Below are 11878 nucleotides of genomic sequence, written 5' to 3'. Positions count from 1 at the left end.
GCGAGATGAGCGAGGAGACGAAGCTGTTCCAGCTCGCCGAATCCTCCTTCATGCCCTCCGCCACGCCGATCACCTCCCGATGCCCGTCCGACCCGATGCCGATCGCGACCAGTATGCTCACGTTCTCCACGGCGCCACCCCACGAACGCTTGTGCCACACGCCGTCCATGAACACATACGGGTAGGGCTGGGATAGCGGGCGTTCGCGCCAGGCGTCGATGTCCCCGTAGACCTTCCTGAGCTTGTCCGACAGGGTCTGCGACGGCATCCGCGCTCCCCACAGCGCCTGGGAGATGTCGTCGACGCGGCGGGTGGACACGCCCGCCAGGTACATGTCGATCAAGGCCTCCTCCACGCTCTCCTCCCGGCGTCGGTACCGTTCGATGACCGCCGACTCGAACAGGGCGCCCTTCAGCTTCGGCACCCTCACACTCAATTTGCCGGCCTTGACCGTCAGATCGCGTTCGTAATGGCCGGCACGATACGCCTTCCTGCCGCAGGAACGCTCGTAGCGGGCCGCGCCGGTGATCTCGTCGGCCTCGGCGTCCAGCATCCGGTTGAGGATCTCGGTGACCTTCTCGCTCACCATCCGGTCCAGTTGGGTCTCGAACATGGGTTGATTCACCTGTAAAATGTGCTTGGGCATGGCCCGTACCTGCTTTCCAATCGGTTTTCTCTTTCAGCGATTGAAAATCGTACACACAGGACGGGCTATGCTCCCACCACCTCAAAACTGCGCAAGAATCCGGACGTTATCGGCGTGCAACATTGCCAATACCTGACTGTCGGATTTGTGCAATATCTCAACCCGACCCTGCAATTTCTCTCTGCAATTCTCTTCCTGCACGAAGCCATCAATCACACCATGTTGATAGCCTTCTGCATGATTTGGCTATCTCTTGCCGTGTACTCCTTTGCATTGACAGCCCAATATAGAGCGACTCAAAAGGTGATACGGGATCTCTAGGTGGATAACGCACAACATGCTGCCGACTAAGGGAAATCCATGCTCGCGGTTGCTGTTTCGTCCGTGATATTTCAGTGCATGGTTAGTTCAAGGCACTGTGGGAGTGGCGAATAGCCGATATTTCGGCACTCCCACGATGCATGCTGAAATCTGCCCGGTGAGTGCACCGTTAGTTGACAGCGAGGGGCTTTCCGTTGCTGCCGATGGATGGCAGGGTTGAGCTTCCGATTTGCGATTCCTGAAGTCCGACTGCCGTGAGGAAATCGGATACCAGATCGCTATTGGCGCTCTCTATGCTGACCAAATCCCAGTAATTTTGGTTGATACGCACGGTCGGAGTCGTCATCTGGCCCTTGTTCGAGCCTGAGACATTCCATAATTCCTTACGCAATGGCGTGTAGGCCGAAATCTTCGTGATCCAGCTCTTGTAGGTTCCGGCCGTAGATTTCTTGGCGACATCGGATGGCACGCCGGATTTTACCGCCAGCTGTTGCAAGGTCGCGTCACTCACCGCCTTGTAGGCACTTTCGCTTGGTTGGAAGTCCTCAGCGAAGAGATTGGCAATGAAGGCGAGCACATGATCGGGATCGTTCTGTGCAATGTAAGCAACCTGGCTTGCAGTACGTGTCGAATATTCATCGGTTGAGAGAGAATCCAGGAATGCGCTCGGATAGATTTCGAGATTGACCTGACCGGCCTGCTCCATTGCCGTCAGTGTTGGATCAAGTGAGCGGTTCAGGGAGCCGCAGCCAGGGCAGAGGAAGTCCATGTAAATTTCGACCGTTGGAGCCTTGGCAATCTTCTTGTTCAGCCCGTCCTTGGAAATCAGGAATCCACCCTTGCTGTTTGCCCCCGTTGGCTTTGTCTTGACTGCCTGTGCGGCATCATATGACTGCTGCACGGTTGCCTCACTGACGGGACGGTTTGCTCGCCATACCGAGAACCCTGCTATCGCGACCAAGGCAACCACAACGGCTACAACGATGATGCCGATTATCGTCTGTTGCTTCCGCTCTTTTGCAATCAATGCAAGCTGCTCGCGCTCAGCCTGTTCCGCTGCTGCTCGATGCCTGTTGCTTGCATTGGTGTTGCGTGAGGCGCGAGCCGAAGAAGATCCTGATGTGGGTTTTGTATTGGTCGATTTCCTTTTGGGGTTCTGAGCCATCTGATGTCCTTTCGAGGTTCATATCAGCCTTACTCTACTGTATGTTTCTCAATATATTGCTTGCAGTGGATTCCAGTCGATATCTGGGGACTGTAAGAGAGCCACACATATTGCCATGCAGGCTGCCAACCAGACAAGGAGAAGCACTCTCGATGGCGTTGAGCTGAATGTTCCATGGGCAGATTCCGAATCATCCTGGGGACGCTCAGCGAACGTTTCGTGAATGTCGTAGTCATTGGGCATAGGGGATTCGTTAGCATTGTCGCCAAGATATCTGCCTCGAATGCGACCTGCACCAATGTGGATGATCTGGGAAAGAGGTCCGGAAGTCGTCAGTAGCCAGGCGAGGAGCATGGCCACGGCGAGCATGATGCCAGTCCCCGAAAGAGCGCTGCCAGAAGGCAGGGAAACGTTCAGGGTGACGGTACCCAAGGTCATGACATGCGTCGTTGTGGGCAGCGACAAGGCAACGGTGGTGAGTCCCACCACGATGAGCAGAATGATGATTTGCACCAGTGCGCGCGACAGCATGATGATGAAGGATTTGGCGATATGCCAGGGCAAGGTCGTGAATGATATAAAGGTATCGGACTTCGTACGAAACCCCCCTCTGCGCGCTTCTCGTTGCAATTGAGCCTCGGTGGCCGTTCCGAAGCACATGCAGATCCAGAGTCCAATGCAAGAGGCGACGAAGGCATAGACCGGTATGAATGCGAACATTGCAGTCATCAACACAGCTATGGCAATCAGAACAATCGTGCCTCGATGCCGGTATGCATCACGTTCCTGGTCGGGAATGTCGAGCGGCGCGAAGTCGCTGGGATCTCGGCGCTCAGGTGACTCTTTCGGCCGCTCGGGCTCGGCAGAATCAATGTCCCACAGCGCCCGGGGATTGGACAGGTCCTGTGCAGCCACCCCACCTTCGCCAATCGCAGTCGTGGAAAGATCATTCAAAGAGGTGTCGCCAAAAGGGCGCATCACCTTTGTTTCAGGCGCATGATCGGGGATTGCTGTGGGTTGCTCCCTGTTGCCCAGAGTTCTGGTGTTGGAGTTGTCGGCTGCAGCAGAGTTGCCGAGTAGGGCCGTAGAGGATTCCTGACTGGCGATTGCCTGATGCCAAACCTGGGGTTCAAGGGCATCCAGCGCAATCGCATGCAAAAGTTCCTCAGGTGTCGAGCGCGCATGAGGGTCTGGTGAAAGTGCCTTGCGAAAGGCGTGCTGAGTTCTCAGAGGCAGCCCTGATAGGTCTGCATTGCCGGAGGCTTCGCGCTCCAAGACCGTCATCATCGGACGTGTGCCAAATACTGCCTTTCCGGTGGCTGCATAGGCCAGCACAGCCGCAACGCTCCACCAATCGGTCGCCTCCGAGGATTCTGCGCCATCAATGATTTCCGGGGCGATGAACCCAGGCGTTCCCATGACCAAGCCTGTTCGCGTCACATGGCTTTCCCCTTCGCCCATGGCGATGCCAAAATCGACCAGAATCGGTCCTGTTGCAGCAACCATCACGTTTGTCGGCTTAATGTCTCGATGAACGATGCCGGCACGATGTACGGCGTGCACGGCATCCATGAGCTTATGCGCAAGACGTTCCAGATCATCGCCAATATATCGTCCATTGTCGGCAATGTCATCACGAAGGTTATTGCCTTCAATGAGTTCGGTCACAATAAAGGCAAGCGCGTCATCAAGCTCCATATCTACGATTTCTGAGACTCCCGGATGATGCACGCGCTGCAGTGCCATCGCCTCTCTGCGAAGGCGCTCGCGGGCGGTGACGGTCTCGGAGATGCCCGAATCGGCGTTCCTGTCGACGGTGGTGCTTACCAGGGATCGTTCGTCAGTCAGGGAATCTCGGAGGATTTTCATGGCGTGGAGCTGACCGCCGTCATCCCTGACCTTCCATACTGAACCCATGGCTCCTCCACCGAGAGGCGCAATCAACGTGTATCCGCCGATCTGCTCTCCAGGTTGAAGATTGACCATGCTCAAATCATCCATGCTTCTATTGTGCTCCATTTCAGGGTGAGTGGGCTTAAAGATGTGTCGATGTTGCTTGAAAGTCATGAAGATGCAGAGGAGCATCGCCGAACAGGGATTGTTTCATGTGGGTTTTCGGCGCAATCGTTTATATGAGACACGCCGTATGTTTGATAATTCCTCTGGTGTATAGTTGGCGGTGGCTCAAGGGAGAGTTTTCTTCGATGAACCACATAACATAACGCTGCAGCGAGCATTTTCCCACAGTCGGGAAGGTAATTGCTATACAGCACCACAGTGAAACCCTTCACTACGGATCGTTCGGCACGTACCTGCCGATGAAAGGAAAACAACATGGCAGAAGTGGTATTCGAGCATGTTACTCGTATTTACCCAGGCAACGATAAGCCTTCGGTAGATGATTTGAATCTGGATATCAAGGATGGGGAATTCCTGGTTCTGGTTGGGCCTTCCGGTTGCGGTAAGTCAACTACTCTGAGAATGCTTGCAGGACTTGAGGAAGTCAATAAGGGTCGCATCCTCATTGGTGGCAAGGATGTCACTACGATGCAGCCAAAGGATCGCGATATAGCCATGGTGTTCCAGAACTATGCGCTGTATCCTCATATGACCGTTGCAGACAACATGGGCTTCGCTCTGAAGATTGCCGGCACTCCTAAGAATGAGATTCGTCAGCGTGTTGAAAAAGCAGCTGAGATTCTTGATTTGACCGAGTATCTCGATCGCAAGCCGAAGGCGTTGTCCGGTGGTCAGCGTCAGCGTGTTGCGATGGGTCGTGCAATCGTTCGTGAGCCAAAGGTCTTCCTTATGGATGAGCCTCTCTCCAACTTGGATGCAAAGCTTCGTGTTCAGACACGTACGCAGATTGCGGCACTGCAGCGTCAGCTCGGTGTTACAACCCTCTATGTGACCCACGATCAGACTGAGGCTCTGACGATGGGCGACCGCATCGCCGTCATCAAGCTTGGTCTGCTCCAGCAGGTCGGCCGTCCAACCGAGCTCTATGATCGCCCAGCCAACGTCTTCGTTGCAGGCTTCATCGGCTCGCCTTCCATGAACCTGAACATCCACCCAGTCGTAAATGGTCAGGCAAAGATTGGTGATGACACAATCAGTCTCCCCAAGGAGGCCGTTGACAAGCTCACACCTGAGGACAACAGCAAGATCGTTCTTGGATTCCGTCCAGAAGATGCCTCACTCGCAGGCCCAGCCGAACCGGATGCGTTCTCGCTGAAGGTTGCAAACGTTGAGGATTTGGGTTCCGATGGTTACATCTATGGACACATTCTGACCGACGATTCAGCTGCCGAAGATGCAACGATGATGTCCGATCAGAACAACATGACAACTGTTCGTGTGTCTCCTCGTGAGCTCCCTGCGGTTGGTGCAACTGTGAAGATTCACATCGATCCAGCGAAGATGCACCTCTTCTCCACTGCGACCGAACTGCGTCTGAACTAATTCGGCTACCGAGCCAGGGCTTGTGGAGGCTTTGACTCGGTCACCGTATAATCCTCTCTATTCCTTCTCTCTGATGTGCTCCCGCCATGAAGATGGCGGGAGCATTTTATTTCTGTTCTGCCTGATTCGGCGTTTCGCCAGATTGGCAATCTTGTTCGGCTCTGTGTGGATACTGGAGATATGACTATGGATGATCAGAAACTCTCGCGGATGGACCCAAGGGCCGTCAAGGCAACGTCAGTCGTCTCAATGGATGAACCGAACGAGGCACATGTTGCCCATGCATTGCGCATTACCGCGGCAAGTTCGAACCCAAAGATGTTCACTCTTCCTTGGGAGAAACCGCTTTCACAGTGGCCAAAGGATTGTCTGGCGAATCTGCCTCGTGGCATATCACGACACGTGGTGCGTTTTGTACATGTCGGTGATGATGTGTACGCGATGAAGGAGATAACGCGCGCCGTGGCCGAACGTGAATACGAGTTGCTTCGACGTTTGCAGAAACTTGAATTGCCAACTGTCACGCCGATTGCCGTGGTGACCGGCAGACATACGCCAGAAGGGCAGGAACTCGAGGCCATTCTGGTGACGAGGCATCTGAAGTTCTCTCTGCCATACCGCGCATTGTTTGCACGCAACCTTCGTGCCGATACGGCTGAGCGCCTGATTGATGCCCTGGCAGTGCTGATGGTTCGTTTACATCTGGTTGGCTTCTATTGGGGTGATGTCTCGCTTTCAAACGCCCTGTTCCTGAGGGATGCCGACTCCTTCGCCGCATTCCTTGTCGATGCTGAAACCGGTGATTTGCATCCGAGTCTCACTGACGGTCAGCGAGAATATGACATTGACCTGGCGCGCACCAATATCATCGGCGAATTGATGGACTTGAATTCAGGGAATCTCCTGCCAGCGGATGTTGATGAAGTCGCTGTCGGTGATAGGCTCGTTGAGCGCTATCGGTCATTGTGGGGCGCACTGACCGATGTGGATAGCTTCAACCCCAACGAAATGTGGAAGATCGAGCAGCGCGTCAACAAACTCAACGATCTGGGTTTTGACGTTGACGAATTGGAGATGAGGACTGCAACCGATGGCAACCGAGTGCTGGTTCGCCCTCGTGTCGTCGATGCGGGATATGCCTCGCGCAAGCTGCTGCGTCTGACAGGCCTGGACGTCCAGGAGAACCAGGCGCGGAGACTGCTCAACGATCTGGATGCGTATCGTGCCTCGACATGGCGGCAGGGCGAGGATCTCGAGATTGTTGCCACAGACTGGATGCGTGAGGTATTCGAGCCCACAGTACGCATGATTCCAGCCGAGTATCGTTCACAGATCGAGCCGGCGCAGTTCTTCCATGAGATTCTGACCGATCGATGGTATCTGGCAGAAAAAGCCGGGCACGACATTCCTATGGGTGATGCTGTTGAAAGCTATATTGAGCATGTCTTGCCAAAGTACAAGCTTGATGAGGCTGCGATGAAGGACATCAATGAAGAGGCCGAGAGCGGCGTCATTGATGATGAGGCAAGCTATGGGGATTACAACCCCGAAGATGATCCAGATGCCGCGGTTTGGGCCAGTTGACACAAGTTGCAGTGCCGGTTTGAAATGAAATTCGCGAGTTTTGTGGCAATTCTCAAGTATGAATGGCATTCTCCGTTGAAAATTCAACGGAGAAAAGCCAAGAATCGACATTTTCCGGTCATCTCGAGCGGAGGCGAAGCCGGAGTCGAGAGATCTCCGCTGTGGATTCCAGCGGGATTGAGATCTCTCGACTCCGCTACGCTCCGCTCGAGATGACGAAAGAGGACAACGGTCAGGAACAGTTGGAACTTGAGAATTGCCACAAAACTCGGGAATCTTGCCTAACAGTTACTCGGTTCGTGCCTTTGCAACCGCATACAGGCTGATTCCTGCGGCAACCGATGCGTTGAGAGACTCGACCATCGAACTGATGGGTATTCCTGCTATGACATCGCATGTCTGGCGCACCAGTCTGCTCAGGCCCTCGCCTTCGGAACCGAGGACAACGACCAGAGAATCACGTTCGAAACCAGTTTCACCAACTACCGAAGTTCCACCTCCATCGAGACCGACTGTGTAATAGCCACGTTCTTTCAAGCCTTCGAGCGCGCGGGTCATATTCACGACGCGTGCAACGGGCATGTGCGCTGCGGCTCCGGCAGAGACCTTCCAGGCAGCAGCCGTAACTGAAGCGCTTCTGCGTTCTGGAATGATGACGCCTGAAGCTCCGAAGGCAGCTGCGGAACGGATCACCGCTCCAAGATTCTGCGGATCGGTAACATTGTCAAGGGCAATGAACAGTGGCTTAGCCTGGATTTTAGCCTTTTCGGATGCTCCATCCATGGCCCGAGACTTCTTCTCGGCATGTTCAACGAGATTCTGCAAGGAAGAGTATTCATATGGTTGAACCTTGAGAACAACACCCTGATGGTTGCTGGAGTGTGCGATGCGATCCATCTCATAATGGTCAGCCTCAAGCAGATTCAATCCAGCCAGGCCGGCAAGGCGCACGATCTCGCGTGTACGATCGTCGTGCTCGAGTCGACTCGCGATATAGAGCTGAGTCGATGGAACACCAACGCGCAATGCCTCAAGAACTGAGTTGCGGCCAAATACGAGATCGTCTGAATCCGAAGTGTAACGAGCCACGCGACGGCGCGCAGCAAGTCTAGGATCGGAAGCGCGACGGCGCTCGGATGCCTTCTTCTCCCTGTATGCCTTGTGATATGTACGGTCCTCTGCCTTCGGGGTGGGACCTTTTCCGCGCAGTTTGCTGCGATGCTTCCCGCCCGAACCCTTGGTCGGACCTTTCTTAATAGCCATGCAGTCAAACCTACCTGTTGCTCTTGTCATCGCCTATTAATTCCGGTACAAATCCCAGGATTCTTCGCTGACATCAAAACATTGCGTGTGAATTGCGTCATTTAACAAAGCCATATGACATAATAAACGTGTCACACCGGTGCAAACGCACCGGAAAACAACCGCGCAGTCATGGCTCTCGCTATCGTGTGTTGCTCGAAGCATCATGGGGATATGCGTTATGAAGCCCGATGACTGAACACTCCGCGGCTGATCTAGGAGTTCGAGAATGACTGGACCTACCAGTGAACATATCGAAGTATCCGTGCCACAGGTAGCGGGCAACAGCCCAGCTTCCGACATTCAGGCAGACATTCAGGACCAGGATCCTTCGCAGCTTGATGCACGGAATGTATTACGGGCGATGCATGTGGATGCATCTACAGGGTTGAGCTCTCAGGAGGCGGAGCGCCGCCTTGAGCGATTCGGCCGCAATGAGCTCGAATCCGCTCCACCCGTACCGAAGTGGAAGAAATTCCTTGAGCAGTTCAGGGATCCTCTGGTCTACCTGCTGTTCGTGGCCACAGGAATCTCGGTGGTCGCATGGTTCATCGAACGATCGCAGGCATCGCACGGCGGCGAGGGTAGCGAGGTGCTCCCGTTCGATGCCATGGTCATCGTGCTTATCCTTGTGCTGAATGCGGTGCTTGGATATTTGCAGGAGGCCAAGGCGGAAAAGGCGGTCGATGCGCTTGCGAAGATGACCGCGCCGCAGACATCGGTGCTGCGTGATGGCCGCGTCTCACATATCAACACAGCCGAACTCGTGCCGGGCGACATTATGGTTCTCGGTGAGGGTGACACAGTTTCGGCAGACGGACGTTTGCTCAGCGCTGCCAGTCTTCGTATCGCAGAGGCCTCACTGACCGGTGAGTCGGTTCCTGTCAGCAAAAAGCCCGAAACGCTTGCATCTGCCAAGGCTCTCGGAGATCGCACCAACATGGTCTTCAATGGCACAGCCGTGACTCAGGGAACGGGCAGGGCGATCATCACCGGCACGGGCATGAACACACAGGTCGGCAAGATCGCCGACATGCTTTCCCAGACCGAGGATGAAACCACGCCACTGCAGAAGGAGATGGCCCACGTCTCGAAGATCCTCGGCATTGCGGTATGCATCATCGCAGTGCTTGTGCTCGTGGCACTTGCGACCATCTCAGGATTCCACAGCACACAGGATGTCATTGATTCCCTGCTGCTGGCAGTCTCTCTCGCTGTCGCGGCGGTGCCGGAAGGACTCGCGGCCATTCTTACCGTTGTGCTCGCGCTCGGCGTTCAGCGCATGGCACAGCATCATGCCATCGTGAAGAAGCTCAGTTCAGTCGAGACTCTCGGCTCCGCATCGATTATCTGCTCCGATAAGACCGGAACGCTGACGCGCAACGAGATGACTGTTGAAAAGATCGTCACTCCCAGCGGCGAAGTCGAGCTGACCGGCACTGGCTATGCACCCATCGGTCAGATGGTGGGCACTGGTGGTTCCGATCTTTCCCTCGATGCGCCTGAACGCGTCGAAACGCTCAGTACGCTTGCAATAGGCGCGATAGCCAATGACGGCGATGTACGCAAGGACGACAATTCCAACGAATGGAAGATCGTAGGCGACCCGACGGAAGTGTCCTTGGTAGTTGCCGCACGCAAGGTTCATGCGGATAAGCAGCTCAACAGCATGAATAGAATCGCAGAAATTCCGTTCACATCGGAACGAAAGCGGATGTCGATAATAGCGGAAGACAAGGGCGATGGCAACAAGCTCAGCGTCTTTGCCAAGGGGGCCCCTGACGTGCTCCTGCAGTACTGCACACGAATCAGAGTGAACGGACAAGTCCGCAGACTCACCGAAGGTGACCGTCAGACGATTCTTGCAACCGTTGAGAGATTGTCAGGGCAGGCATACCGAACCCTCGGGCAGGCATACCGTCCACTTGGCACGGCAGCACTTTCCGAGGTTCCTGGAGTCATCTCCAACGCTGCCGGACAGGTGAGCGATATTTCGGAACAGGACGAGGCAATCGAAAAGGACTTCATCTGGACAGGCATGGTCGGCATAATCGATCCACCGCGTACAGAGGTTCGCTCGGCGGTGGCAGAGGCGCACAGGGCTGGCATCCGAACGGTCATGATAACCGGCGACCACCCTCTTACCGCGGCACGCATCGCAAGCGATCTGGGCATAATTCGCCCAGGTGAGCAAGCCAAGACGGGCGATGACCTTGACTCCCTGTCGGAGAAGGATTTCGACGCGACCACGAGCGATGTCTCCGTGTATGCGCGCGTGGCTCCCGAGCACAAGCTCAAGATCGTGTCATCCTTGCAGCGTCAGCGTAACATCGTTGCAATGACTGGTGATGGGGTGAACGATGCGCCCGCTGTCAAGACTTCGGATATCGGTGTTGCCATGGGCATCACCGGAACCGAGGTCACCAAGGAATCCGCGAAGATGATTCTTGCGGATGACAACTTCTCGACGATCGTTGCCGCCGTTCGTGAAGGGCGAGTGATATTCGACAACATTCGCAAGTTCCTACGGTATTTGCTCAGCTCCAATGTCGGCGAGGTACTCACCGTGTTCGGTGGTGTCATCTTCGCTGGATTCCTTGGCATCACGCAGCCTGGGGTGGAGGGTGTCACCGTTCCTCTGCTCGCCACGCAGCTTCTCTGGATCAATCTGCTTACCGATGCGGCTCCGGCACTCGCGATGGGCGTTGATCCACAGACGGACGATGTGATGGGACGTGCGCCTCGTGGACTTTATGATCGCGTGATCGACGGCAAGATGTGGGGCGATATCATATTCATCGGCATCATCATGGCTGCGGTGACCCTGATTGGCATGGACATGCATCTCAGCGGCGGATTGTTCACTGACCGTTCCGTTGAAGCGATGGGTCATGATGCCCAAATGGTGGAGGCGCGGACGATGGGCTTCACCATTCTGGTATTTGCTCAGCTGTTCAATGCCATCGCCTCGCGGTCGGCCCGCCAGTCGGCCTTCATAGGTCTCTTCACGAACAAGTGGCTGTGGGGTGCGATCGGACTGTCTATCGCTCTGCAGTTGCTGGTGATTTATGTGCCGTTCCTGAACACCGCTTTTGGAACCACAGCATTGAATCCTATGGCGTGGATCGAGTGCATAGCGCTCGCGGCCTTCGTGCTGGTTGCCTCTGAGCTGAGGAAGTTCGTGCTGCGCGCAATGAAACGTTGATTGGAGAACCGCCAGGCCGCTGAGTCGTGCCTGAAGTGTGCCAGGGCGTGAAAACAATGAAGGCATGGGTAACTTTAAGCGGTGGCTGGCCAAGATTATTGCGGTCGGCCACCGCTTTTGCATGCTCAGGATCGTGCAGCGATGAATGGACAATGAGCAAGGGCAACAATTCAAGAATGCCAATTAACTATGT

7 protein-coding genes are annotated in these 11878 nt (G+C 55.0%); 3 read left to right on the top strand and 4 right to left on the bottom strand.

The annotated features are described in order from the left end of the window. The 3 genes from BAQU_RS01715 to BAQU_RS01705 form a co-directional block, all read right to left on the bottom strand. On the bottom strand, positions 1-646 hold a 646-nt coding region (locus tag BAQU_RS01715; RefSeq protein ID WP_211277081.1), incomplete at its 3' end, for an IS256 family transposase. Between the two features lie 490 nt (positions 647-1136). Then, complete coding sequence (locus BAQU_RS01710; RefSeq protein WP_143241943.1) at positions 1137-2132, bottom strand: DsbA family protein; 996 nt, start codon at positions 2130-2132, stop codon at positions 1137-1139. A 48-nt stretch (positions 2133-2180) separates the two neighbouring features. After that, entirely contained in the window at positions 2181-4133 is a 1953-nt protein-coding gene (locus BAQU_RS01705; RefSeq protein ID WP_094692317.1) for a serine/threonine-protein kinase, read from the bottom strand. A gap of 333 nt (positions 4134-4466) precedes the next feature. Here BAQU_RS01705 and BAQU_RS01700 point away from each other — a divergent pair, with 333 nt between their 5' ends. Further along, positions 4467-5594, top strand: coding sequence for an ABC transporter ATP-binding protein (locus BAQU_RS01700; protein WP_094692316.1), 1128 nt, complete (start codon positions 4467-4469; stop codon positions 5592-5594). 210 nt (positions 5595-5804) lie between these two features. Further along, the gene (locus tag BAQU_RS01695; RefSeq protein ID WP_415447715.1) at positions 5805-7178 is read left to right on the top strand and encodes a DUF4032 domain-containing protein; all 1374 of its coding nucleotides are present in this window, start codon (positions 5805-5807) and stop codon (positions 7176-7178) included. 288 nt (positions 7179-7466) lie between these two features. Here BAQU_RS01695 and rlmB read toward each other — a convergent pair whose 3' ends face one another. After that, positions 7467-8441 carry a 23S rRNA (guanosine(2251)-2'-O)-methyltransferase RlmB gene (rlmB, locus tag BAQU_RS01690; RefSeq protein ID WP_094692314.1) on the bottom strand — a complete coding sequence of 325 codons (975 nt, stop codon included), beginning with the start codon at positions 8439-8441 and terminating at the stop codon, positions 7467-7469. 268 nt (positions 8442-8709) lie between these two features. Between rlmB and BAQU_RS01685 the strand changes: the two genes are divergently transcribed. Continuing rightward, positions 8710-11685 (top strand): cation-translocating P-type ATPase, encoded by a 2976-nt coding sequence (locus BAQU_RS01685; RefSeq protein ID WP_094692313.1) that lies wholly within the window; start codon positions 8710-8712, stop codon positions 11683-11685. The last annotated feature ends 193 nt before the right edge of the window (positions 11686-11878 follow it).

It is taken from the genome of Bifidobacterium aquikefiri (assembly GCF_002259795.1).
In the GTDB taxonomy this organism is placed as follows: Bacteria; Actinomycetota; Actinomycetes; order Actinomycetales; family Bifidobacteriaceae; genus Bombiscardovia; species Bombiscardovia aquikefiri.
Note: the sequence above shows the minus strand (reverse complement) of the source record. Positions and strands in the feature narration are given on the sequence as shown.

Excerpts from the sequence above, each read along its gene's own strand:
- BAQU_RS01685 (WP_094692313.1), top strand. The coding sequence starts at position 8,710 with ATGACTGGACCTACCAGTGAACATATCGAAGTATCCGTGCCACAGGTA.
- BAQU_RS01710 (WP_143241943.1), bottom strand. The coding sequence starts at position 2,132 with ATGGCTCAGAACCCCAAAAGGAAATCGACCAATACAAAACCCACATCA.
- BAQU_RS01695 (WP_415447715.1), top strand. The coding sequence starts at position 5,805 with ATGGACCCAAGGGCCGTCAAGGCAACGTCAGTCGTCTCAATGGATGAA.
- BAQU_RS01705 (WP_094692317.1), bottom strand. The coding sequence starts at position 4,133 with ATGGATGATTTGAGCATGGTCAATCTTCAACCTGGAGAGCAGATCGGC.
- BAQU_RS01700 (WP_094692316.1), top strand. The coding sequence starts at position 4,467 with ATGGCAGAAGTGGTATTCGAGCATGTTACTCGTATTTACCCAGGCAAC.
- rlmB (WP_094692314.1), bottom strand. The coding sequence starts at position 8,441 with ATGGCTATTAAGAAAGGTCCGACCAAGGGTTCGGGCGGGAAGCATCGC.